This window comes from Niallia sp. 01092 (assembly GCF_052318935.1).
Lineage (GTDB): Bacteria > Bacillota > Bacilli > Bacillales > Cytobacillaceae > Niallia.
In genome coordinates this window covers 228,777-252,233 of the sequence record NZ_JBQRKO010000001.1, presented here as the reverse complement: position 1 = coordinate 252,233, position 23,457 = coordinate 228,777, and the positions used below count along the sequence as shown (strand labels likewise).

The window sequence follows — 23,457 nt, the reverse complement described above, 5'->3', positions numbered from 1 at the left end:
TTTTTTTCCGCATGGAGGAACAACATGTTAAAAAAACAATTTCAACGCTATATTGAAAATCAAAATAATCAAAAATATCCTTTATTTTCAGAAGAAAAGGCATATGTATTTAAACAATCATTATTAGGAGAAGCAGAGATTGCTTTAGCAGATTCTCCAGCAAGATTTCAAAATTTATATCTCGAGCTGGTGAATAAAGAAAGCGATGAAAGGATTCAAGATAACATCAATCTAGATTTTTTATCAGAGAAAATGAACTATTTTGAGCAGCATTTAGATCATTATTTGTATCTCGAAACTGATACATTTGAAATAATTGGTATAGATGGGTTAATATTTGAGGTCGATTCTGTTTTTCGAACGTACGAAGTAATATTTGGATTAAAATTGCCTAAAAAGTTGGGAGATGCCATTCGCTCTTATTTTAACGAATCCATAAAAAAAGAAGGGCTTACATATAACCTGCTATTTAATGATCAAGAAGGGTTATGGGAAGTTAATTTTCCAATTGAAGCGTTAAACACTTTTTCGAAAGACATGGAAATTAATGAAGCGCTGCAATTAGTCTATTTATTTTTATTTCAAATGGAAGATGAAATAGAAGATAAATTATCATGATCCTACCTTAGGGGCTTACACATTATGTGTGGCTTCTTTTTTTCTACAAAGGGGTCCCGCCGCATGACCATCAAGTTAAGATATCATAATACCCCCAGAACGAAAATTTTGTGCATGTTGCTTGTTTTTATCGTTTTGGGGTAACTCGTTCTTGTTAGCTTGATGGCGATGTGGTGCTACCCTATATTTAGAAAATCCAGTTGACAGTCCGACTACTACGTGTTACGATTTACCTGTAGTAGGTCACACTGGATACCAACACCACTGAATAGTGAGGTTACAAAAGTATTTTTAAGAAAATTATTTGACACCCCCTCTACTCAGTGTTACACTGTACATGTAATAAGTAATACTGAATAGCGTGATTTCCCAATAGCTATTCAGTAAAAATTCCCTTAGTACTAAGTTATACTGAATATAAGTCAGACAAAATAGGGGAGGCTATGAAATGGAAAAATTAACTGAAATGAGGCTATGAACATGGAAAATTTAACTGAAATGCTGAAGGGTTCGCTGGAAGGCTGCGTACTGGAAATCATCAGCCGTCATGAAACCTATGGCTACGAGATTACCCGCCGCTTGAACGAGCTTGGGTTTACCGAAGTTGTGGAAGGGACGGTCTACACCATCCTCGTGCGATTAGAAAAGAAAAAACTTGTGAACATAGAAAAGAAGCCGTCAGATATGGGGCCGCCCCGCAAGTTTTACTCACTTAATGAGGCTGGCCGCCAGGAACTTGAATTGTTTTGGAAAAAGTGGAATTTTGTATCATCAAAAATCAACGTCTTAAAGTCAATCTAGCTTCATAAGATGTTCCGTCCGATATTTTTGGAGTGTCTTGTTCAGCTTTATAAAAAAGGAGGAAAAATAACATGATGGAAATGTTCAAAAAAATGATTGGTGATAAAAAAGAGTACAAGATGATGATGGCACGGGTTGAAGCCCTGCCAGAGGACTACCAGTTTGTATTTAAGAAAATTCAAAACTACATGTGGAATTTCTCAGCGGGAGGCGGGATGGATATGCTGCACATACAGTATGAATTAATCGAGTTGTTCGAAGCCGGTGCGGCGGAAGGCAGACAAGTGCTGGAAATCACTGGGGACGACGTAGCGTCCTTTGCCGACGAACTAGTGGCAAACGCTAAAACCTATGTCGCCAAGTATCGTGAAGATTTGAATCAGAGTATCATGAAGCGATTGGGAAAAAAATAAATTCAATAGATAATACCGACTGAATAGCTGGTTACAAATGTGAATTGCCACCTTCGCTATTCAGTTATATTTTCAACCTTGTAATAAGTTATACAGATTATCAGTCATACTAAATAGAAGAGTATAGGCAATCTAGCTCCGCAAGACGCTCGACCGGATAATTACTCCGTGAGAGCAACCCGCTCGCTTATCAGACAAAGCTCCGTAATTTCCGGATCTCGCAAGCGGCCTTGCTGCGCTTTTTATAAGGAGGAAAAAAGTATGAGCAATGCAGCGATTTCTGTAAAAGGGTTAAAAAAATCCTTTAAAGACAAGGAAGTCTTAAAGGGGGTGGATTTTGAGGTGCGGCGTGGCGAAATTTTCGCACTGCTGGGCTCAAATGGAGCGGGCAAGACGACGACGGTCAACATCCTCTCGACGCTGATGAAGCCCGATGGCGGCGAAGTAGGTATTTGCGGCTTTGACGTCCAGCGTCAACCGGATCATGTTCGCCAGAGTATCAGCCTGACAGGGCAGTTCGCAGCTTTAGACGGCATGCTCACCGGGCGGGAAAACCTGATGATGATCGCCAAGTTGCGGGGAGTTTCCAATCCCGCTCAAGTCGCCGACAATCTGCTTGCAAGATTCAGCCTGACCGATGCGGCCAACCGCCGGGCGGATAAGTATTCCGGCGGGATGAAGCGCCGGCTTGACATCGCTATGAGTCTGATCGGGACGCCAGCAGTCATTTTTCTCGACGAACCGACGACAGGGCTTGACCCCGAAGCACGGCTTGAAGTCTGGGATACCGTCAAGGAGCTTGCCGGCGGCGGCACGACCATCTTGCTGACGACCCAGTACCTGGAGGAAGCCGAACAACTGGCGGACCGTATCGCCATCCTGCATGGCGGAAAAATCATCACGACCGGTACCCTTACCGAACTCAAAGAGATGTTCCCGCCAGCGAAAGTGGAGTACATCGAGAAGCAGCCGACATTGGAGGAAATTTTCCTCGCGATCATCGGCAAAAAGGAGGAGATGTAAATGAAAAGCAAAACAGGGGTATTACTAGGGCGTTTAATGCGCAACATCATGCGCAGCCCGGATATGATTATTACGGTGGCGATTACGCCGATTATGATGATGCTGCTGTTTGTCTACGTATTTGGCGGCGCCATAGAGACAGGCACGGACAACTACGTCAATTATTTATTGCCGGGAATCTTGCTAATGGCTATCGCATCCGGCGTCGCTTACACTTCCGTGCGGCTGTTTACGGATGTAAAGAGCGGGCTGATGGCGCGTTTCATTACCATGCCCATCAAGCGCTCGTCGGTATTGTGGGCTCACGTGTTGACCTCGCTTGTTTCCAATGCGCTTACTGTCGTGGTGGTTATCCTCGTCGCGCTCTTGATGGGCTTCTGTTCCAGCGCTGATATCCTGGATTGGCTCGCGGTAGCTGGGATACTCGGGCTGTTTACGCTTGCGCTGACATGGCTGGCGGTCATTCCCGGATTAACAGCAGGGTCTATGGAAGGGGCGACAGCCTACTCGTATCCACTGATTTTCCTGCCGTTTATCAGTTCGGCCTTTGTCCCCACCGAAACCATGCCTAAAATTGTCCGTGCGTTCGCTGAGAACCAGCCCGTGACTTCAATCGTGAATGCGATTCGTGCCCTCTTGTATGAAGGGTCTGTTGGCAACGGTATCTGGATCGCGCTTGCCTGGTGCGTCGGCATCATGGTCATCGCTTACTTCTTCGCCAGTAAAGAATTTAAACGTAAGTTAGGGTAAGTACACCATTATGGGATTAGCCATATCAATAGTCAGCCGCTGCGATGAATGCATTTGCTATCACATGGAAGGCTGCTTAAATGCCGGGGCAACCATCGACGAAATCATGGAAACCCTCAAAATTGGTGTGATTGGTGCGGCTCGATCACTTATCCCAACGCTAGGTTTGCCATGCATGCTTAAAAAGAATTTACAGCGGGTAGTGCTCTTTCGCAGGAGGAGAAACTAAAAGAATAAAGCCCATAGATAAAATTGACAGTAAAAGAGTAGATTCCGAAGCAAAACCGCTTTGGTAATCAATGTCATTAAGTTAAGGAACTATGGATTACATTTTAGTTGGAATGTAATCCATAGTTTTTTTCGATTGAGGGCTATTTTATTACTTAAAAACAGCACACATTTTATTTAGGAATCCTCTTGAACAATAGTTAACTTGATGGGCATGCGTTCCCGCCGACAATACACGGATATTATACGATATTCGTGTTTTGTCGGTAGTACCCCTAAAATAAAAAATTAAATTGAATAAAAATCCAATATTCGATATATTGGTTTTATGAAAAAAGTTAAGATAAAGCCAATTAAACGGATGTCACTGAGAGAAGAAGTATATCAAACGTTAAAAAAAGCAATTATTACATTGGAATTACAGCCAGAGCAGCGTTTAAATGACAAAGAACTAGCAGAGGAATTTGGTATTAGCCGCACTCCTGTTCGAGAAGCTCTAAAACGTCTTGAAGATGATCGGCTTGTAGAATCCATCCCTGGTTCATCTACTCGCGTTGCTCCATTAAATCTAGAGGAGGCGAAACATGCATTTACTGTTGTAGCAGCTTTACACGCTTTAGCTGCTCGTTTAGCAGTTCCGTTCATAAAAGAAGCGGATATTGAAGCGTTAGAGTTCCATAATCATGCTCTGCTAAAGGCGATTGAGAAAAAAGATGTTTTTAAAGCAATGGAAGCAGATGAGTTATTTCACGATGTTTTTTTAGAAGCGGCAGGAAATCCTGAAATTATTACTGCATTAGAAAGAAGCATCCCAAAGATTCAGCGCCTTGAGATTTCGCAATTTACGTCTGTAAATGGTTTAAAGTCAGTAGAGCAGCATCAACAAATTATCGAAACCTGTAAACATAATAATTTAGAAGAAACAGTGCATTTGGTGGAACAAAACTGGCTAAGCCTTGGAAAAATACTGACTGATCAAACAAAATGAGGTGAATTTACTTGCGTCCAATTTTTTTAGGCAGCTGTGCTGCTTTCTTTTTTGCATTTACGTTTATTCTTAATCGAGCAATGGAATTATCGGGAGGAAACTGGATGTGGAGTGCATCGCTGAGATTTATATTTATGATTCCATTCCTCTTGCTTATTGTAATAGTTAGAAAAAATTTAACTTCTCTATTACAAGTGATGAGAGAAAATCCAAAACCATGGTTTTTATGGAGTTTTGTCGGATTCGGACTATTTTATGCGCCATTATGCTTTGCTGCAGCACATGCTCAAGGATGGATCATTGCTGGAACATGGCAAATAACGATCATATCTGGATCATTACTAGCACCTTTGTTTATACAGACGATTCAAACACCAGAAGGGCTTCTTAAAGAACGAGGCAAAATACCGATGAAAGGTTTGGCTATGTCCCTCGTTATTCTTCTTGGGATTATCTTTATGCAAGTGGACCAAGCAAAACATCTTTCTGCAACCGATATTATGTTAGGCATTATCCCAGTAATCGTTGCTTCTTTTGCTTACCCACTTGGCAACCGTAAAATGATGGAGATTTGTGGAGAGCGTTTAGATGTATTTCAAAGGGTGTTAGGAATGACTTTGGCTAGCCTGCCATTTTGGTTAATGCTATCATTGTACAGTTTTTTTACAACAGGAGCACCAAGTAAAGAGCAAACAATGCAATCTTTTTTAGTGGCGCTTAGCTCAGGGGTAATTGCAACGATATTATTTTTCAAAGCAACGGATATAGTGAAAGGAGACATGCAAAAGCTAGCTGCAGTAGAAGCGACTCAATCGATGGAAGTACTTTTCGCTGTGATCGGAGAAATCTATTTATTAGCTTCACCGCTTCCTTCCGTGTTATCGTGGTGTGGCATGTTGATTATTATGCTTGGGATGATTTTACATAGTTTTACTTCTCATAGAGGGGAAGTTATACGCAGTAAAGATGTAAGTGCATAAAGTCTATTAAAAATAAACAAATCCCAACTTTTCATCTGGACAGTTGGGATTTGTTTTCGTAAAAGAATTTGTCTTCTTTCTTAAAGCACAACACTTCATTTAAAATACTGAGTCAAACTTCAAAGAGTTGCAACAAAAAGTTGATTAGAATGACCATTTTATTTCAGTTTATCCAATGGAACGACCAACTCTAAATCCTTTATTTCTTCACTTTGACCTTCATTATCAACATCTTTAGGTTTGAAAGTCAAAGATTGAGGTATATTATCCATTGGAGGCAAAACTAGAATCATATGGCGTCCATTGTTTCCTGCCATGCCTTCTTGCAATTTTATTCCCTCATATACTTTACCTGTATCATCGACTACAGAGAACTCGAACCATGGCCATGTATCGTTTTCATCCATTTCAGCAGGGTAATCTACCGTTAAGTCTATTCTTGTTGATAGGGGGGAAAATAATATTTTGTCAGCTTTTAAAACATAAACCTTGTCCATTGTTTCAGCCTTTACTTCTGGATAGAACTCGTGTATATTTCCATTTACTTTTTCAAGTGGGAAGTCAACTTTCCACTTACCTTTATATCCAAATAAATTTTCCCCATGGACAGCAACAGCGATTTCATCACCAAACTCATCATAATTAGTTAAAGTGAATTCATGATACTGAACAATAATATTAGAATCCTTTGAAGTTTGTTTAGAAGAACCTATGGAAACATTAGCTTCTTTTCCATTGATGGTTATATAACTAAAACCTGTGTTTGCCTCATTATTTGAAAAAGGTTTATTTCCTTCGTACTCTACAGTTACTACTAAACGCCCACCATCATAGACTGCTTCCTTCACATTCATGGTTAACCCATCATGACTATCCTTTTTTTCAATTTTTGTAGAGAGATTATCATTTTGAATCTTTTCTGAGGCAACGTCATTAAATTGTTCATAAATAGGACCAATAAGTGGTAATTTGGATAATGCCTCTGCCGCACCAGGTAAAATAAAGCCGGATCCGAATAAGGAGATAAAAATACCGGATGCAATAAGAATCATGGGTTTTGTTTTCTTACCAATTTTTCGTTTTTTCTTCGCTTGGAACATAGCAACCCTTTCTCTTTCCATTAATAGTTCTTCTGGTACATTAATATCATCAATATAACGACTAAATTTTTCTTTATTCATACATATAGCCCTCCTTTAAAATCGGTTTTAGCTCTTTTTTCGCTCTATTGATGTAGGATTTTACCGTGCCTTCCGGATAATTCAATATGGTCGCAATCTCCTTAATAGACAGATCGTGATAATACCTTAATAAAATAATGGTCTTATATTTAGGGTCCAAGAATTTAAAAGCATCCGAAAGATCCATTGAATGAGCTATATAATCAACGTTTTCTTTAGAAATTAGCTCTGCAAATATCTCAGTATTATCTGTAGTAAAATGGCGTGAATCTTTTCGAATAAAATCAATAGATTTGAAAACAAGAATCTTTAAAATCCAGCTTTGAAAACTCTCTGGTTTTTTCAATGACTTTAAAGAAGTATATGCCTTATAAATTGTTTCTTGATAAATATCAAGAGCATCTTGCTCATTTCTAACATATGAATAGGCTGTTCGATACAATTTATGGCGAACAGAACTAATCAGTTGTTCAAACGCTTCATCATTACCCTTTTTCGCATTTTGTACTAATTTAGCAATATCCATTTTGACTATCCCCTCCGATACACCATAAAGTCGAATAGGGAAGTGAAAACGTTGCAATATAATTAAAAACAGCAACATTTCTACTTCTATTAATTTCTAACATACATTTACTGAACTACTTAAAATTCAAAAACAGCCATCATAAATACATGACGCTTTTTCCTCATAAGCACTCATTAAAATTGAGAAAAATAAAATATTAAAGTTATTCCTTAACCGACTTTATTTGTAATTAAACAAAAGTTTAATCATTTATTTTTTAAATTAAGTTAAATAATTTAGCGGGAAAATAGGCTAACTTACCTGTTATGTATTCACAGAAAAAGGCATGCAACCTATACAATAATACAATATATTAAATAACTATTTCTTTTAAAAAAAACTTTATTTTTAAGTTGCCGATAGTTACTGAGATTCGTTTATATCAGCGATTTTTTGCCCATACTGATTAGCTGAATAATAAAAGTAGGGGAGAAATGAATGAAATCCACAAAACAAATATTGTTATTTATGCTAGTTTTTTCTCTCATCATACAATTAAACGGGAGCAGAAATCAGCATGTTCAAGCAACTGGACATACAAGCAAGTTAAGCAGCGATATTCACACCATTTTGACAAGTGAACCTGATTTGAAAGGAAGTCTAGCAGCTATTAGCATTCGTGACCAAAACAGCGGAGTGATTGTTTATGAGCATTTAGGAAACACAAGATTGGCGCCAGCCTCTAATATGAAGCTATTAACAGCAGCGACTGCATTAGCCATTTTAGGGGAAAATTATCGATTTAAAACAGAATTGTATACAGATGGGATCGTAAAAAATGGGATATTGCATGGAGATCTTTATTTAAAGGGAAAAGGGGATACCAGCCTTGATGCTGTTGAACTAGATAAGCTTGCCAAAACATTAAAGAACAAAGGTATAAAGCAAGTTACCGGTAATCTTATTGCTGACAGCAGCTGGTATGATTCCACCCTTCTATCTATTGATTTAGCATGGAGTGATGAATCCACCTATTATGGCGCCAAAATTTCCGCATTAACCGCATCACCAAACAAAGACTATGATGCAGGGACCGTAATTGCAGAAGTTACACCTTCAAAAAAAGCGGGGCAAACTGCAAACCTTACAGTCAAACCGCAAACGAATGAAGTAAACATCATCAATAAAACAAAAACCGTACAAAAAGAAGGAAAAAAAGAGCTGCATTTTAGCCGGGAACATGGCAGTAATATCATTATTTATCAAGACCTAAATTTTAAAAAAACAATAAACATAGGCTGTTTAACATATTATACATGACTAATATGTAAACAGCCTATTTATTAGGAATACTCCTCAACAATCGCGTCCTTTAACAGAAGACTCGATTTCAAGATAACCTTAAAAGATAATAATAATGTTCTTTCACTATTGCTGCCAGTTAGTTCATCAAAAAAAGACCGCCGCAGCGACCTTCATCTTTAACTATTGCACCCGATAGTTTAAGTGAATTAGTTCACATTCTTGTTCTTTTCACAGTTTCTTTTATTACAGAAAGGTTCAGTGATAGTAAAATAACAGCTATCTAATGTTTATTCATTTGCAATTTTAAGTATGTGTTCTAAGTCACTATCTGTTAAAAATCCGCGTAATTTATCGTTTAACGTCACCTCAATTAAAGCGAGCAATTCTTCTCCTTCATTTGTTAGCGTAACAGTGTTACTCCGTTTATCTTCTAAATATGTGGATTTCTTTACAATTTGTTTATTTTGATAACTTTCCATGCGTGTTACCAGCCTAGATATTGCACTAAGACTAAGACCAACTTTAGGTTGAAGTTGAGACAATCTTAGTGTCTGATTATCTGCTTTGGAAAGGTAGTACAGAAAATAAAATTCGTTTAAACTTAGTTGGTATTGCTGTTGTAACGCATAATCAATACTACTTTGTAATCTAGAATAAAACTTAGCATAATTAACCCAGGAATCAACTATATGGTCAGAATTCTTCAAAACAATTCACCCTACTTTACAACTAAATATAAAATCACTATAACATGTCATGTGTTATGTTTTCTAATTTTTTATCTACCATACTGAATGTTTGACAAATATATAGGATTGAATTATTATTACTTGCATGCGCAAGCAATATAATACTAAATTAGTTGCTTGCACAAACAACTAAATGAAGGAGATGATTTTTATGGCAACTTTACCAACGCCATTTACCATAAAAGGGTTAGAACTTAAAAACAGAATCGTGATGGCACCTATGTGTCAATATTCAGTAGATAAACAGGATGGTACTCCAAACAACTGGCACTTTGTTCATTATGTTTCAAGAGCAATAGGTGGAACAGGACTTATCATCGTTGAAATGACAAGTGTTGATCCTGAGGGGCGTATTACAAATGGAGATTTAGGGTTGTGGTCAGACGAACAAATTCCTGCTTATAAAAGAATTGTCAATGAAGTTCATAAATACGGAGCGAAAATTGGTATTCAAATTGCACATGCTGGTCGAAAAGCTGAAGATGCAAATCAACCAGTAGGTCCCTCAGAGATCACGGTGGAACCTTTACCAGAAGAAAGCAAAAATGGAGAGTTAAAACCACCAAGAGCTTTGACAACAGAAGAAGTTAAAAAAACAGTAGTTCAATTTAAGGAGGCTGCACGTCGAGCTGTTGAAGCTGGCTTTGACACAATTGAACTTCACGGTGCACATGGCTATTTAATGCATCAATTTCTATCACCAGCAATTAACAATCGCACTGATGAGTATGGTCAAGATCTATCTAAATTTGGAGTGGAAGTTGTTCAAGCTGTGCGCAGTGTTATGCCAAAGGACATGCCCCTTATTATGAGAATGTCAGCTATTGAATATATAGATGGCGGTTATAAGATTGAACATGCTATTGAAATGGCTAAAGAATTTAAAAATGCCGGTATCGATATATTCCATATTTCAAGTGGTGGAGAAGGACCTCCAGGCGAATTAAAGCCAGCAAATCATCCGGCTTATCAAGTACCTTTTGCACGTGCATTTAAAGAAGCATTAAATATTCCTGTTATTGCAGTAGGTAACTTAAGTGACGCACAGGTAGCAGAAGCTACACTTGCAAATGGAGATGCAGATCTTGTAGCTGTAGCTAGAGGAATGTTAAATGACCCATATTGGGGATTGCACGCTATAAAAGTAGTAGCTCGAACAGTAACACCTCCTGTACAGTACGAAAGAGCAATTCGATAACGTTTTATAAAGCATTTCTTTCTTAAATAACTCTATAGTCTCGTTTTAAAATGTGTGCATACGCTTTTAAAACAATACTGATACTAATAAAACATTTAACAAAGGAGATTTTACAACATGACAAACATTACACGAGGCATTGACCATATTGGAGTAACAGTACCCGATATCGAAGAAGCTACAGTTTTCTTTAAAAAAGCTTTTGACGCTAAAATTGCTTATGATAATAAAAAATTAGAAGATGAACCTTTAGCCGGACCAGATGTAGAAAAAACATTAGGCCTCAAAAAAGGGACAAGAATTGTCCATATGCGTATACTTTCTTTCGAAAACAGTGCTAGTATCGAACTATTTAAATACGTAGATACTGATCAAAGACAACCGTCTATTGCTTCTGATTACGGTGTTCAACATTTTGGCTTCTATGTGGATGACATAAAAGAAGCTGCTAATCGTTTCGTTGAAGCAGGCGGAGAGCTATTAAATGATCCTGGCGAATTGTTAGGAGATGTTGAAGATGGAACAGGACATTTTGTATATGGCCGTGCACCTTGGGGAATGTTAATCGAACTCATTAGCTATACACCAAATGGATTAAATTATCCGGTAGAGAGTGAAGCAAAACGTTTTACACCTTAATGGCTAATTTGGTGACTAGTCATATTTAAAATATAAAATAACTCAAAAAGCAGCATTTCTATAAATATAGGAATGCGCTTTTTGTTCATTGAAATAGTAACCATATTTCTTATTCGTTAACTAAATAAATGATGCCAGACAAGTAATGATGAACAGTTAACCATCCTATACTTTTTAAAATTTTTTGTATCTATTGTGTATTCTCAAAAACTAAATAAGACTGCCCCAATTATTCATAAAGTTCTCTTTCTCTAAAAAATTGTTTACCATATACTTTAAGTACACATCGTAGAAGTTAATATATTATTTAAATTTATTATTGTCTCCCATTTTAAATGTCGTATGTAGATATGCTGCATTAAGTCGTTTAGCAATTAACCTACACCATAGTAGTTATTAGGTGTGTATATTAGCATACCTATTTTCATGGAAAAGGAAATTTCTTCTTCAACTAACCTTTTGTTTAAGTGCAAACATTCACAATCTCTACTCTATATTTAAACATAAATTATCCAATTTTATTGAAAACCTTGCTCAACAATCTGGCCCGATTGTTGAAGATAAAGACAAGTAGGAAGGGAGTTTTTCTCCAATCGATACTAAAATCTTTTATATACCTCTGCGTACGCTACTTTCAATTGGTCTCGTAGTTGCTTGTTTTCACCTTCTAGATTCTTAATCTTTCGTCTCAGTGATTCAATGAGAGCATCCTTGTTGCTCTCATTTATTTCTCGCTTAACTTGTTTAGGTGTAGGTTCTAGTGATTGTTGCTGCCTTAATGCTTCAATCCGTTCCCGAATAGCGACATTGTTGTAGAGGGTTGCTTTCGATACACCCGATTCATTTGCTACGCTATTAAAATTAATGTACTTATTGGCTCTCACGAGCTGTTTAATAGCTTCATCAACTTTTTGAGTGGTGGCAGCCTTACGGTGCTTATGTACTTGTTTTAGATGTTCTTTAAGGTCGAAATTAGACATTATTTTCTTCCTGCTTTCGTTTTAATCTTTCTAGTCGACCAAATATAATGTGTCCGCCCTCAATAGTGTTTAAAATACTTGTATAACGGCTTAAATTCTTTTTATTCTTTTCTGCAATATCCAATCGCCCACGCTTTTCTAAGGCATCAATCGTCTTTCTAGTTGCTTTTATCAATAATTCATATTTCTGTTTGTCTAAATCGGAAAAACCAATCGCTAGATCCTTACAAGGACTTCCACCGTTACAAGTTAGGCAAGGAGGTTCTTCTGAATAAGGACAGTTACCATTTATTCTTGCGTGGCAACTTCCATATGGATTATCAATTGCATTTAATTTATGATCACGCCATAGCATTTCGAGTATATCTGTTGGTATTTCATCATCTGGACTAATTTGTTTCATTTGGTCATTCATATCGAAGCTAAACAAACCCTGTTTCATAGCTTCTTCAAATACTCTTCGCTTGGTACTATCTAATAATTTTGCATACCGGATAATCATTTCAGGAGAGGAATGAGCTAATAGTTCCTGAACTGTAAGTATATCAGCTCCACTATTTAACATTTTAACTGCATACGTGTGTCTGAACTGATGGAATCTAAAATGATAAATATCGCCATTTTCATCCACTATTCTTCTTGCTTTCGCAAGATCGTTGAGTTTTTCACTTATCCAACCGTTCGAAAAGGGACGACCTTTTCGAACTCCTCTATACCTAACAAAAATAAATCGATTTGGGTTGTTTTCTTCATTGCTATTCTTTTTTGATTTGTCTATTAGCACAGCGAGAATATCTGCTAGTTCGTCATCTATTGGTACTGAGTGATCTGGCACATTTGTTTTAGAAATGTCCGTTACTAATTGATATTTTCCATTCAATTTGACTAAACAGTCATGGTTAAGTCTTAAAGTATCAGAAATTCGCAAGCCTGTTTTGAATGCTATCCAAATAATCGGTTGTACTTCCTCATGAAGATAACTTAAATTCTCAAATAACTGCTCTAATACATTATCCGGGATGAAGTTTACTTTTTCTGACCTTCTTTTATATTTTGGTTTATCTTCTGGAAAAATAAGTACTCTAATATCTTTTTCAGGTGCTAAATCCGAATGAACCTCTTGTAATCCCTGAAGAAATTTTTTAACTGCTGAAACTGATTTTATGATATGGTGTCGTGAATTTGTTACTCTTTGCTTAATCTTCACTTCCTTATTTAGTTTCTCTAGGTATTTTTCAATGTGACTTCTAGTTAACATGACCAAGTTGTACCAATCAGGTTCCAATGTAAAAATAAAATCTAGGAACGGAGGGATAAAACTCATATAGTTTCTAGCAGAACCCCATGTCAAATCATTTGACAATAAGCGACGTTTTAAATATTGTTTTGTTTCCTCACGGAATCTAAGATTTTTAATCACTGTAAAGTCGATTGTAGTATGACTTGAAGCTTGATTAAAATACACACCATACTCTTTATTCAGATTTTTAGCTTCCCAAATATCCTTTTCCCATTCATCGCGAAAGTCTATCAGTTTATTAAGCTCGGATAGAAGATTTGATAAGTATTTAGCTTGAGGAGACTTTACTTTATATCCGTCCCGTTTACTAATGTAAGTGGTCGATATTCCGTTTTTCTCTAACCAAAATAGCCACTCTCGGTTTGTCCTATCAATATTTAAATCAATTAGAGAGTTTAAATTGGGGTGTTTTTCATTTATAAATCGGTTAAATAATTGAATGTTATTCGCTTGTCCAACAAACATAGTGTTCATAGTCCATTCATCTCGAAATATTTTTGTATGTACAAAAAATTTAATTTCTAAATTTATTAGTTCGCTTTTGAATGGAATATGTATTGCTTTTCTGTTAAACGTAGGCTCTTTTAAATAAGGTTTAAACTGAGAAATGGCACTGAAAAAATCAATATGCCAAGAATTTTTATATAAAAAATATGGATTATTGACAATCTCTTTTTGTTCATTTCCATCTTCATCAATATATCGGTCTACATACGACGATAGTTCATTTCTCATGTAATCGTGTACACTTTCAAAACCATGAATCATTAAGGGATTGGTGCTCATTCAATGTTTCCTCCAGGATTATTCTTATTGTAAATTTTAAAAGCATCTTGGGCTTTTTCCCAATTATTTCGAATATCTTCTTTAGAAGGATGAAGGTATAGGTTGATGGTTGTTTGTATATTGCTGTGACCTAGCCGTTCTTGAACTTGTTTAATATCACCAGTTTGATTGTAATAAAGAGTCGCATGCGTATGACGTAAAAGGTGGGGGTGAACAGAGATGTTGCACTTTTTCCTTAATCGTTTAAAGAAAGCTGATACATCTTGATAATCCATGCCCTGGCCTGCATTTTTCCCACGTAATTTAACAAATATAAAATTTTTATGAATATCCATTTCATCTAAGATTTCGTATAAATAGTCATCATACAAATCCATTAATTCTTGGGAAACATATATTTCTCTTTCCCCTGTCTTCAACCTTGCTCCATTTTCTAATTCTCCCCGATCAACTAAACGTATCCGATGACCATTTTTATGATCAAACACGAAGTCCTCCAGGTAGAGAGAAAGTAGTTCTCCAATCCTTAGTCCTGTTTCAAACAGAGTTTGTAACAGCAGCCTATCCCTAATATTACTAGTTGCTTTAATTAATTCCCGTACGTCCTCTTTAGTTAATGTTTTGATTTTTCTCCTCTTCTTTTTGATTTTCAAAATGTTCTTCTGTACCGTTTTATTTTTATTCACATGGTAAAGGAAATCTTTATACTTCCTTTGTCCCCTGGTAAAAACCTGTTTCATAACTATATCATCCACTGCTGTATCCATTTCCTCATTGCGATATAAATAATTGTAAAACCCTGTAATTGCAGTAAGGGTAAGATTTATTGTACTTTCTGTCTTTCTTGCTTTTGCAGGGTGCAGAGGGGTAGCTTTTAGATTTACATGAGGATTTCTTAACCATGCTATAAACTCGACCAAATCCTCTAATTTAATCATCTTGTAGTCTAAGTTATTTTGCTTTAAGAAAACAAAATATTGTTTTAGTGCGTAGCAATAGGTTTTTTGTGTATTTCTACTTTTTTCTGTGACATCCAAATACTTTAAGTATTTCATGACGGGAATAACTGGTATTCCCTCTCCATCTACGAGTATGTATCTCTTGGCATTATTCTCTAAGTAAATCTCTTGAACCCTCATTTACTCTCCACCTTATGCTTTCAATAATGAACATTATTTTTATGTATGATTGGTTAACCTCCCATCTAGACATAATATAGTAAACATAGTAGACATATTTTTTAAGACCCATTTAACTAATTTAATATATTAAAAAAAGAGAATACATGCCCTTATAATGGACATAATATCCTCTTAAAATATTACTATAGTTAATCATTGAAATCACCGGAACGATTCCGATGGAGGCGCCTTTAGAGAAAGAATGGATTTCCGTTTGGAACCCTAGTACATTTGCAGCAGATTTATTTTTACAATCCTTGCAGAAAAATGGGATAAGCGTTGAAGGGAGAATAAAAGAAGGTACAACGCCAGAACTATCATCATTAATAACATCCCATTCCTCCATTCCGTTGTCTGAATTACTCATTCCATTTATGAAACTAAGCAATAATACAATAGCAGAAACGCTGTTAAAAGAAATGGGAAAAGTGGAAACAGGGGAAGGAAGCTTTGAAAAGGGCTTAGAGGTAATGAAAAAAGAGCTAGTTCACTTCGGGTTAAATCCAGACAATATGCTATTGCGGGATGCTTCTGGCATTTCACCAGTTGACTTGTTGACTGCCAATGATTTATCAATGCTTTTATTTACGGTGCAGAAGCAACCATGGTTTTCTACTTATTTACATTCCTTACCTGTTTCCGGAAACAAAGAAAGAATGGTTGGAGGGTCACTCCGGAATCGTCTTCAATCAGAAAATACAAAAGGAAAGGTTCAAGCAAAAACAGGAACTTTATCCTCAGTTAGTACGCTGTCTGGTTATGTTCAAACAAAAACCGGACATCAATATATATTTTCAATACTGTTTAACCATTTATTAGATGAAGAAAAAGGAAAGGTAATTGAGGATAAAATAGTGGAGTTATTAGCAAAACAATGAAAGTTATTGTAATAGTAGGGGTACCGCTAACATTTCACGTTTACCTTAACTTCGATGTGAGAACTATTGGAATATCAATGGTTCTCACAATATTTACATGCATTCAATGTAAATATTGGTTTACAAAGATATGATCATTTTTTGATGTCTTTTCAAGTAATGGGCACCCGTTAATCAATAAGTATTTTCTCTTTTGGGGGTCCCGCCACATCACTATCAAGCTAACAAAATGGATTGCCCCCAAAACAATAAAAATGAGTTTCATTACTATAAAATACATAAAATATCCGTTTTTAGAAAAAACTAATTTTTTTAACTTGATGGTGATATAACTCAATTCCTTTATATATTTAGCTAAATATGATTATCAGAATAAACTTAAAATAACTATGATTTCTAGAAATGCGAACTGATGTTGTGAATTAATTTAAAGCTGCTGGAACAAAATAAAACTAATTGAGCAAAAAAAAACTTGCAAAACTAAAAAGAGAGATGTATATTATTGACGTATCAATAATTGATACGTCAATTAATTTTTTAATAAGAAAGAAGGGGTGAGTTTTGAAAACATGTTGTTCAGAAGATGCCGAAATTTTATATAAGCTACAAAGTTTGAGCAAAGTAATTGGTGCGAAGTTTGAAGCATGCATTGGTATTAGTCAATCTCGATTGGAATTGCTCGCATTGCTTTATCATGTTGATGAAATTAGTCAAAGCGACCTTCAAAAAAAGGTGAATATTGATGGCGCAGCCATCACCAGACACGTTAAGCAGCTTGAAGCCAAAGGAATCGTATTAAGAAGAAAGAAGCCTGAGGATAACCGTATAACGCTTGTTCGGTTATCTGAGCAAGGACGAGAACGAATCGAGTCTTCCAAGAAAGAAAAGGAACGTTTTATGAAGGAAATGCTCGTAAATATCAGTGTAGAAGAACGCAATGTACTTATTCATGTTCTATCACAGATGCAAAAAAATGTAGAGAATATTAAAGGATAGAGGAGTGTTTATACATGGGAACTACATTAAAAACAAACGATTTTATGAAAATAATGAAAGGACGTCGATCCATACGTAATTAAGATCCAACAGTCAAAATCAGCAAAGAAGAGATGGCTGAAATATTAAAGGAAGCTACTACGGCACCATCCTCAGTTAATGCACAACCATGGCGCTTTCTTGTTATCGAAAGCTCGGAGGGAAAAGAAAAGCTTGCAAAACTCGCTAAATTCAATCAATTACAAGTTTCTACTTCATCTGCCGTTATAGTAGTATTTGCAGATATGGACAACAGTGACTATATAGAAGAAATATATTCAAAAGCTGTTAAGCTAGGATATATGCCGCAAGAGGTAAAAGACAGACAAGTACAAGCATTGACTGCACATTTTGAAAAGCTTCCAGTCCAAGAAAATCGCGAAACTATTCTGATTGACGCAGGGCTTGTCTCCATGCAGTTAATGCTGGCAGCACGTGCACATGGATATGATACAAATCCAATCGGGGGTTATGACAAGGAAAATATCGCTGGAATCTTTGGATTGGAAAAAGAGCGCTATGTACCAGTTATGCTTCTATCTATCGGTAAAGCAGCCGACGAAGGATATGCTTCATACCGTCTCCCTGTTGATAGAATTGCACAATGGAAATAGTATAAAACTGATATTAGGGAGTAGAGGGGGCAGAATGGTGTGGAAATAATCGCAGCTATTTTAGTCGGGATCGTAGCATTAGAACATTTATTTATCATGATCCTCGAAATGTTTTTTATTGATTCAAAAGTAGCAAAACGCGCTTTCAAATTACTGAAGCATTTAGAAGGAGATCGAAATGTAGCCATTATGTTTGCAAACCAAGGTTTATATAATGGATTTTTAGCCGCAGGTCTCATTTGGGGACTTATACTTGGGCTCAACCCAATTGGTTATATGGTTCAATTATTTTTCGTAATTTGTGTGGTGGTAGCAGCTATTTTCGGAGGTTTCACATCTAATAAATCAATTCTTGTGAAATAAGGACTTCCAGCTATTTTAGCACTGGTTGCCCTTTTATCTATGATATAGAACCAAAGCTTTTCAATAAAAGAACTCATTTTTGAAAAAATACGCTATTCTTTCTGTAGAATCATAGGAAATGAGGGTTTTAGTCATAATAAAAAAGCTTTTTCAACACATTAGTCATGTATAATATATCAAACAGCTTATGTTTTTTGGTTTTTAAAAATTTAGGTCTTGATAATTTTAAAAGCAAAAACAGGAAATTGCTTTTTTCGTTTGTAAACTATGAAAAAGAACGCAAAAGGTTTTTAACCCTGCGTTCTTTTTGTATAACTTCCCTATACCAAAGGCTCAATTATATATGAAAAGATTGCTATTTCTCTCATTGCTTTATTTACCACTTCAAAACGGTCCTCCATATTGTCATATTCCCCAACTTCAATATGAAATGTATACACACCTAGTGAATCCATATCATAAAAAGCGGGTTGACTCCCTGGCCTTAACGTCCATGATCCACCGTCTGGATTATGCATTTATGATTTAAACGAAGTTTTCCTTTTTTTAGCTCAATCTTATATATACATTCCAAAACGTGAAGAACGATACTGTCCCATCAAACGCTTGATCAATTAAAGGAATCCCCAGTCCTAAATACTTTCTTGTGCCTACAATATAAACAAGAACAACAACAATAAGTCCACCAATAAAGCTTTTAATAACTGGGTTAGGGAACAATTTTGTATAAGTTTTCTTTAACAAATGCGTTAATTCACTAAACAACGTACTAGTTAAGCCGAATAATATTGAAGCTATTACAATTTTTACAATTAATAACCACGATAATTCTGGAATCCTTCCAATATGATATTGGTGATGATATATGCCCCAAGCACTTGTCACAATATCCCCTATAAAGGCTGCAACAAAACTAGGAAAAATGGCTTCATGACGAATGAGTCCAATTACTAATACTTCTAACCCAAATACGGTACCTGCCAATGGCGTTCCGAATACTGAGCCAAAACCACTACTAATCCCACAAATCATAATAATTTTACGATCGATTTCATCTAATTTAAATAATTTACCTACTAATTCAGAAAAAGCACCACCCATTTGAACGGCGGTTCCTTCACGTCCTGCAGACCCACCAAATAAATGTGTCACAACTGTACCAAATAGAACCAAAGGTGCCATACGAAATGGTACACTTTCTTTCGCACCATGCGCTTGTTCAATAATTAAATTATTTCCTTTCGAAGAGTTTTGACCAAATTTCCAATAAAGCAAGCTAACAAATGCTCCTCCAATAGGTAATAAAAATAACAGCCATAAATACGTTTGTTGTGTTTTCGTAGCCCAATCTAAGCTTGCCAAAAAAAATGCAGAGGCCGAACCAGCCAGAATCCCTACTCCTCCACCTAATATGATCCATTTGAATACATAAAATAGCAGACCAACATGCATTCTCTGGGAAGAAACTGTAACAATACGTTGTTTTATTTTCTCCAATGCTCTCTCTCCTTTTTACTTAGTATAGTTCTTTTTAGACAAAAAAATAGACTCCTACTAGGGAAAGACCGTTTCAGGTCACATCTCTAGTAGGAGTCATCAGCTCTAGGGCGTTCATGGCGAACTCCATCGCCTATTCATCATGTCCTTTTTCACTATACAATATTACAATGTATGGCTTCAAGATAAAATTATAACTATTTTGTTACAACTAGATGTAAAAATAATCATATCACTTCAAGATATTTAAAGTGTTGAGTTAGTTTGAAAAAGCTAAGGTGTATTTGATCGTGGAGATATTGAGGTTATCCATTTTATTGTCAAGTTCAGAAGAGATTGTGAAGATTGCTACTTAAACTAACGGGTGGGTTGGTTTAAAAAAATGCCAAAGTATTAAGTAGATTCATAACATAGGTTCATGAATCGTGGTGAGAATTACACAAGATTTTCGTTCTGGGGGCACTAGAAAATATTAGCTAGATGGGCATGTAATGGGACCCTATTTCTTTTATTTCTTCAAACTCAAATCAGCCTCTTTGAGTTCTCCTTCTTATTAGTTAAAATACAAAAATATGGAATGAATTTTATTGTTTAGTATGTCACGTTGTGATATAGTCATATCATGATATATCTAAATGCGATATAGAAGATTGCTATCGCATTGTCATACAACATCCACAGTTGTACTGAAAAAGAGGTGGTTATTTTGGATATTAAAAAGATACTGAAAAAGTACATTCCCATGACTGAAACTGCATTTTATATTCTTCTATCCTTAACAAAACCTCGACACGGATACGGAATTGTCAAACATGTGGAGGAGATTTCAAAATCACGGATTAGATTAGGATCGGGTACCGTATACGGGACTTTAACGAAAATGCAGAAAGATGGGATTATCACTGTATTTGCGGATGAAGAAAGAAAAACAGTTTATGAAGTAACGGAAATTGGAAAAAAATTAATGACAGCTGAGATAAGCAGACTAAAAGAGTTACACGAAAATGCACGAAAATACGAGGAGGATTTTTTATGATTAAAGTATTTCGGCCATTTTGGAGCTATGATGTATCAAAAACAGAAGCATGGCTTTCCTCTATGGCGAAAAAAGGCTATTTATTAGTCGGGTTAAATCGATGGACACGCTGCTTTTTCTTTCGTCAAGACAAGTCCAAATCAATCACTTATCGAATAGGGTACGATAAAATTAAAGGTGTTTCATTGTCTACATCTTTATTAGAAGAAGACTGGGTAAAGGTAATACAGAGTGGAAACTGGTATGTAACGTCGAATGAACAGCCCATTGAACAAATAAAAACGTCGTCTGTTCGCGACGGTATTATCAAACACAACAGGAAAATTATGTACATTTTTAGCGCGGTATTAATATATTTTTTACTTAATCTGACATTCATTATATCTACTATAGGCATTTCTTTGTTTCAAAATGCATCTGGTAAAGTAGATGAAAGTCCTTTGTGGATTTTAACCTACACTTTTTTTGGAATGGAGATAGCACTAATTATTCTTTCCATCTATTCTGTAATAAAAATTAATAAAATGAATAAATACTTGATTAGAGAAAAAGCAAGTACACTTCAAACGAAAAATAATATGGAAAGAAGACTAAATAAAGAAAAAGAAAAGCAATTGAAACGTTCAGGACAAATGATTGTGAAAAGAAAGTTTGGCTGGTGGTATTCCCCGGATAAGCTTGAAAAGTGGCTTGAAACAATGGAACAACGAGGATATAACCTTTATAGAGTTAACAGAAGAGGAACAGCTTTTTATTTTATGATTGGCAGTCCTCGTAAGGTAAGTTATTGCGCTGATTATCAAAACATTTCTAACGAAAGCTATTTCGACATGCACCGAGATGCCGGATGGAAGAGTGTATTTATGTCAACTTCCTCGTTACAAAAATGGACGATATGGAGCCGGGAATACGCAGAAGGGGAAGAACGCCCACAAATCTATAGTGATAAATCCTTTCACTTAAAACAGGCTAGAAAAGTAGCTATTACCTATACAAGTATGTTTTTTCCTATAGTTATCCTCTATATTTTCATTATTGCAAAAATAGTTATTCACGGGTCAACGAGTTTGAATTTAACAAATACAGTACTGATTTTATGGTGTATTTTTGTCTTTGGTTCGTTCACATTAAGAACTTGGCTATATTATATGCGTATTAAAAAACGGTATAACTTTATTTGAACAACTATTATCCAAATATTAGTTAATCATCAAAAAATGTTCAATCAGCATACCCTATTGTAAAAAGCCCATTTTCTCTTTGGATAAATTGGGCTTTTTACATATTTATTTTCTGCCAAAGTCTGCTTTTATTTCTCCATAACGCTTCGTATCCCATTTGATTACTTTATTAGTATATGTATTTTCTTTTAACCATTTTTCGGCACGTTCGATCATTTGCCAAAGTTCTTCCGTTCTGCTGTCTCTTTTTAAAGACGTATTCGCTTTTTTATTGCGCACCCATGATAGTGCTGTCATGCTGTCACTATATATCGTAGTGTTTTCCCCTTGTTTTTTTAACAAGGCAAGTGCATGGACAATACCAAGAAATTCCCCAATATTATTCGTACCAAATACGGGACCATAATGAAAAATCGTTTCTCCCGTTGTTGTATGTACTCCTCTGTATTCCATTAAACCAGGGTTTCCACTGCAGGCTGCATCAACTGAAATGCTGTTTTCATCAATCGCTTCTTCGGTAATATTCGTATTCTTCGGTTTAGCGCCCGTTTTCGCAGGTCCGGAAGATCCAGTATTTTTTCCTTGTTTAAATGCATTCTCTGCTTCGTCTAAAGTAGGGAAGGATTTAAAGGAAGCTCCCTGGAATCCTTTCGTTTGTTGTTCACATTCTGCCCAGGTTGTAAAAATCCCGGTTTTTCTGCCTTTCCACACAACATAATACTTCTTTTTTGCCATTATAACACCCTCCAACATGCCGTCATTTTCCTATCATATCATATGAAAGAATATGGCATGAATAATTTCATGATTCTTCATGCATTAAAAGAATTAGGGTTTCGAATTTCCATTGATGATTTTGGTAAAGGCTATTCATCCCTTAGTTATTTAAAATACCTGCCCATTGATACGATAAAAATTGACAAATCATTTATTGATGATATAGAGCATCCCATCCATCAAGGATCGTTAGTAAAAGGAATTATTGATATGGGGCAAAGTATGAATTTTTCTGTATTAGCAGAAGGAATTGAAAACAAGGAACAAGTACAGTTTTTAATAAAAAACCATTGTAAATATGGGCAAGGGTATTATTTCAGAAAACCGCTCCCTGCCCTAGACATTGAAGAATTTATTTTTCCAAATTTAGAGCGTGCCGGAAATCAACATAAAAACTAGTCTAAATGCTAGTTCTTAATTGAAATTATCCATCTGTTATAGGAAAATA

Annotated in this window: 24 protein-coding genes, 2 pseudogenes and 1 riboswitch; of the genes and pseudogenes, 18 read left to right on the top strand and 8 right to left on the bottom strand. The window is 36.0% G+C overall.

Translation table 11 applies throughout. The annotated features are described in order from the left end of the window. Positions 1–24: 24 nt before the first annotated feature. From ACTXGU_RS01300 to ACTXGU_RS01265, 8 genes are all read left to right on the top strand, one after another. Positions 25–618: a hypothetical protein gene (locus tag ACTXGU_RS01300; RefSeq protein WP_443479679.1), complete on the top strand. Its 594-nt coding sequence runs from the start codon at positions 25–27 to the stop codon at positions 616–618. Between the two features lie 480 nt (positions 619–1,098). Beyond that, entirely contained in the window at positions 1,099–1,419 is a 321-nt protein-coding gene (locus ACTXGU_RS01295; RefSeq protein WP_443479678.1) for a PadR family transcriptional regulator, read from the top strand. 71 nt (positions 1,420–1,490) lie between these two features. Further along, complete coding sequence (locus tag ACTXGU_RS01290) at positions 1,491–1,832, top strand: DUF1048 domain-containing protein (protein WP_028402823.1); 342 nt, start codon at positions 1,491–1,493, stop codon at positions 1,830–1,832. Positions 1,833–2,093: 261 nt separating this feature from the next. Further along, positions 2,094–2,855, top strand: a complete 762-nt coding sequence (locus tag ACTXGU_RS01285; RefSeq protein WP_443479677.1) for an ABC transporter ATP-binding protein — start codon at positions 2,094–2,096, stop codon at positions 2,853–2,855. After that, entirely contained in the window at positions 2,856–3,605 is a 750-nt protein-coding gene (locus tag ACTXGU_RS01280; RefSeq protein WP_443479676.1) for an ABC transporter permease, read from the top strand. It begins immediately after the preceding gene. A 10-nt stretch (positions 3,606–3,615) separates the two neighbouring features. Then, entirely contained in the window at positions 3,616–3,834 is a 219-nt protein-coding gene (locus ACTXGU_RS01275; RefSeq protein ID WP_443479675.1) for a carboxymuconolactone decarboxylase family protein, read from the top strand. 327 nt (positions 3,835–4,161) lie between these two features. Beyond that, on the top strand, positions 4,162–4,821 hold the full coding sequence (locus ACTXGU_RS01270; protein WP_443479674.1) for a GntR family transcriptional regulator: 660 nt from the start codon (positions 4,162–4,164) through the stop codon (positions 4,819–4,821). Positions 4,822–4,832: 11 nt separating this feature from the next. After that, complete coding sequence (locus ACTXGU_RS01265) at positions 4,833–5,801, top strand: DMT family transporter (RefSeq protein WP_443479673.1); 969 nt, start codon at positions 4,833–4,835, stop codon at positions 5,799–5,801. A gap of 158 nt (positions 5,802–5,959) precedes the next feature. On the opposite strand, the gene ACTXGU_RS01260 is transcribed toward ACTXGU_RS01265, so the two are convergent. Further along, the gene (locus ACTXGU_RS01260) at positions 5,960–6,982 is read right to left on the bottom strand and encodes a DUF4179 domain-containing protein (RefSeq protein ID WP_443479672.1); all 1,023 of its coding nucleotides are present in this window, start codon (positions 6,980–6,982) and stop codon (positions 5,960–5,962) included. After that, positions 6,975–7,508: a sigma-70 family RNA polymerase sigma factor gene (locus tag ACTXGU_RS01255; RefSeq protein ID WP_443479671.1), complete on the bottom strand. Its 534-nt coding sequence runs from the start codon at positions 7,506–7,508 to the stop codon at positions 6,975–6,977. The genes ACTXGU_RS01260 and ACTXGU_RS01255 overlap by 8 nt, the downstream gene beginning before the upstream one ends. 480 nt (positions 7,509–7,988) lie before the next feature. On the opposite strand from ACTXGU_RS01255, the gene dacB (ACTXGU_RS01250) reads away from it, so the two are divergent. Continuing rightward, positions 7,989–8,810 carry a D-alanyl-D-alanine carboxypeptidase/D-alanyl-D-alanine endopeptidase gene (gene dacB / locus ACTXGU_RS01250; RefSeq protein ID WP_443479670.1) on the top strand — a complete coding sequence of 274 codons (822 nt, stop codon included), beginning with the start codon at positions 7,989–7,991 and terminating at the stop codon, positions 8,808–8,810. Positions 8,811–9,082: 272 nt separating this feature from the next. On the opposite strand, the gene ACTXGU_RS01245 is transcribed toward dacB (ACTXGU_RS01250), so the two are convergent. Next, positions 9,083–9,502: a MarR family winged helix-turn-helix transcriptional regulator gene (locus ACTXGU_RS01245; protein ID WP_443479669.1), complete on the bottom strand. Its 420-nt coding sequence runs from the start codon at positions 9,500–9,502 to the stop codon at positions 9,083–9,085. Between the two features lie 193 nt (positions 9,503–9,695). On the opposite strand from ACTXGU_RS01245, the gene ACTXGU_RS01240 reads away from it, so the two are divergent. Together ACTXGU_RS01240 and ACTXGU_RS01235 are read left to right on the top strand one after the other, a co-directional pair. Further along, on the top strand, positions 9,696–10,742 hold the full coding sequence (locus ACTXGU_RS01240; RefSeq protein WP_443479668.1) for an NADH:flavin oxidoreductase/NADH oxidase: 1,047 nt from the start codon (positions 9,696–9,698) through the stop codon (positions 10,740–10,742). A gap of 117 nt (positions 10,743–10,859) precedes the next feature. Then, a complete protein-coding gene (locus ACTXGU_RS01235; RefSeq protein ID WP_443479667.1) occupies positions 10,860–11,381 on the top strand; it encodes a VOC family protein in 522 nt (173 codons plus the stop codon). 599 nt (positions 11,382–11,980) lie between these two features. Here ACTXGU_RS01235 and ACTXGU_RS01230 read toward each other — a convergent pair. The 3 genes from ACTXGU_RS01230 to ACTXGU_RS01220 are packed head-to-tail and all read right to left on the bottom strand — an operon-like array spanning position 11,981 to position 15,586. Then, the gene (locus ACTXGU_RS01230) at positions 11,981–12,361 is read right to left on the bottom strand and encodes a DUF6262 family protein (RefSeq protein WP_443479666.1); all 381 of its coding nucleotides are present in this window, start codon (positions 12,359–12,361) and stop codon (positions 11,981–11,983) included. Beyond that, entirely contained in the window at positions 12,354–14,447 is a 2,094-nt protein-coding gene (locus tag ACTXGU_RS01225; RefSeq protein WP_443479665.1) for a tyrosine-type recombinase/integrase, read from the bottom strand. Before ACTXGU_RS01225 ends, ACTXGU_RS01230 begins: the two co-directional genes overlap by 8 nt. Further along, the gene (locus ACTXGU_RS01220) at positions 14,444–15,586 is read right to left on the bottom strand and encodes a tyrosine-type recombinase/integrase (protein WP_443479664.1); all 1,143 of its coding nucleotides are present in this window, start codon (positions 15,584–15,586) and stop codon (positions 14,444–14,446) included. The genes ACTXGU_RS01225 and ACTXGU_RS01220 overlap by 4 nt, the downstream gene beginning before the upstream one ends. Before the next feature lie 194 nt (positions 15,587–15,780). On the opposite strand from ACTXGU_RS01220, the gene dacB (ACTXGU_RS01215) reads away from it, so the two are divergent. From dacB (ACTXGU_RS01215) to ACTXGU_RS01200, 4 genes and pseudogenes are all read left to right on the top strand, one after another. Continuing rightward, positions 15,781–16,506, top strand: coding sequence for a D-alanyl-D-alanine carboxypeptidase/D-alanyl-D-alanine endopeptidase (dacB, locus tag ACTXGU_RS01215; protein ID WP_443479802.1), 726 nt, complete (start codon positions 15,781–15,783; stop codon positions 16,504–16,506). A gap of 561 nt (positions 16,507–17,067) precedes the next feature. Next, positions 17,068–17,502 (top strand): MarR family winged helix-turn-helix transcriptional regulator, encoded by a 435-nt coding sequence (locus ACTXGU_RS01210; protein WP_443479663.1) that lies wholly within the window; start codon positions 17,068–17,070, stop codon positions 17,500–17,502. A gap of 14 nt (positions 17,503–17,516) precedes the next feature. Next, a pseudogene (locus ACTXGU_RS01205) lies at positions 17,517–18,155 on the top strand (nitroreductase family protein). A 39-nt stretch (positions 18,156–18,194) separates the two neighbouring features. Next, a complete protein-coding gene (locus ACTXGU_RS01200; protein WP_443479662.1) occupies positions 18,195–18,518 on the top strand; it encodes a DUF1304 domain-containing protein in 324 nt (107 codons plus the stop codon). Positions 18,519–19,091: 573 nt separating this feature from the next. Here the strand turns inward: ACTXGU_RS01200 and ACTXGU_RS01195 are convergent. Then, positions 19,092–19,970: pseudogene (locus ACTXGU_RS01195) on the bottom strand (chloride channel protein); the annotation flags it as partial. Between the two features lie 128 nt (positions 19,971–20,098). After that, positions 20,099–20,158: riboswitch (Fluoride riboswitch) on the bottom strand. 563 nt (positions 20,159–20,721) lie between these two features. Here ACTXGU_RS01195 and ACTXGU_RS01190 point away from each other — a divergent pair. Together ACTXGU_RS01190 and ACTXGU_RS01185 are read left to right on the top strand one after the other, a co-directional pair. After that, the gene (locus ACTXGU_RS01190; protein WP_443479661.1) at positions 20,722–21,051 is read left to right on the top strand and encodes a PadR family transcriptional regulator; all 330 of its coding nucleotides are present in this window, start codon (positions 20,722–20,724) and stop codon (positions 21,049–21,051) included. Beyond that, a complete protein-coding gene (locus tag ACTXGU_RS01185; RefSeq protein WP_443479660.1) occupies positions 21,048–22,232 on the top strand; it encodes a DUF2812 domain-containing protein in 1,185 nt (394 codons plus the stop codon). Before ACTXGU_RS01190 ends, ACTXGU_RS01185 begins: the two co-directional genes overlap by 4 nt. Before the next feature lie 105 nt (positions 22,233–22,337). Here ACTXGU_RS01185 and ACTXGU_RS01180 read toward each other — a convergent pair whose 3' ends face one another. Next, complete coding sequence (locus ACTXGU_RS01180) at positions 22,338–22,967, bottom strand: ribonuclease H1 domain-containing protein (protein WP_443479659.1); 630 nt, start codon at positions 22,965–22,967, stop codon at positions 22,338–22,340. 57 nt (positions 22,968–23,024) lie between these two features. Between ACTXGU_RS01180 and ACTXGU_RS01175 the strand changes: the two genes are divergently transcribed. Next, complete coding sequence (locus ACTXGU_RS01175; protein WP_443479658.1) at positions 23,025–23,408, top strand: EAL domain-containing protein; 384 nt, start codon at positions 23,025–23,027, stop codon at positions 23,406–23,408. The last annotated feature ends 49 nt before the right edge of the window (positions 23,409–23,457 follow it).

Bases quoted from the DNA above. Each gene is read 5' to 3' on its own strand.
- ACTXGU_RS01300 (WP_443479679.1), top strand. From the start codon at position 25: ATGTTAAAAAAACAATTTCAACGCTATATTGAAAATCAAAATAATCAA.
- ACTXGU_RS01295 (WP_443479678.1), top strand. From the start codon at position 1,099: ATGGAAAATTTAACTGAAATGCTGAAGGGTTCGCTGGAAGGCTGCGTA.
- ACTXGU_RS01290 (WP_028402823.1), top strand. From the start codon at position 1,491: ATGATGGAAATGTTCAAAAAAATGATTGGTGATAAAAAAGAGTACAAG.
- ACTXGU_RS01285 (WP_443479677.1), top strand. From the start codon at position 2,094: ATGAGCAATGCAGCGATTTCTGTAAAAGGGTTAAAAAAATCCTTTAAA.
- ACTXGU_RS01280 (WP_443479676.1), top strand. From the start codon at position 2,856: ATGAAAAGCAAAACAGGGGTATTACTAGGGCGTTTAATGCGCAACATC.
- ACTXGU_RS01275 (WP_443479675.1), top strand. From the start codon at position 3,616: ATGGGATTAGCCATATCAATAGTCAGCCGCTGCGATGAATGCATTTGC.
- ACTXGU_RS01270 (WP_443479674.1), top strand. From the start codon at position 4,162: ATGAAAAAAGTTAAGATAAAGCCAATTAAACGGATGTCACTGAGAGAA.
- ACTXGU_RS01260 (WP_443479672.1), bottom strand. From the start codon at position 6,982: ATGAATAAAGAAAAATTTAGTCGTTATATTGATGATATTAATGTACCA.
- ACTXGU_RS01255 (WP_443479671.1), bottom strand. From the start codon at position 7,508: ATGGATATTGCTAAATTAGTACAAAATGCGAAAAAGGGTAATGATGAA.
- dacB (WP_443479670.1), top strand. From the start codon at position 7,989: ATGAAATCCACAAAACAAATATTGTTATTTATGCTAGTTTTTTCTCTC.
- ACTXGU_RS01240 (WP_443479668.1), top strand. From the start codon at position 9,696: ATGGCAACTTTACCAACGCCATTTACCATAAAAGGGTTAGAACTTAAA.
- ACTXGU_RS01235 (WP_443479667.1), top strand. From the start codon at position 10,860: ATGACAAACATTACACGAGGCATTGACCATATTGGAGTAACAGTACCC.
- ACTXGU_RS01230 (WP_443479666.1), bottom strand. From the start codon at position 12,361: ATGTCTAATTTCGACCTTAAAGAACATCTAAAACAAGTACATAAGCAC.
- ACTXGU_RS01225 (WP_443479665.1), bottom strand. From the start codon at position 14,447: ATGAGCACCAATCCCTTAATGATTCATGGTTTTGAAAGTGTACACGAT.
- ACTXGU_RS01220 (WP_443479664.1), bottom strand. From the start codon at position 15,586: ATGAGGGTTCAAGAGATTTACTTAGAGAATAATGCCAAGAGATACATA.
- ACTXGU_RS01185 (WP_443479660.1), top strand. From the start codon at position 21,048: ATGATTAAAGTATTTCGGCCATTTTGGAGCTATGATGTATCAAAAACA.
- ACTXGU_RS01180 (WP_443479659.1), bottom strand. From the start codon at position 22,967: ATGGCAAAAAAGAAGTATTATGTTGTGTGGAAAGGCAGAAAAACCGGG.
- ACTXGU_RS01175 (WP_443479658.1), top strand. From the start codon at position 23,025: ATGAATAATTTCATGATTCTTCATGCATTAAAAGAATTAGGGTTTCGA.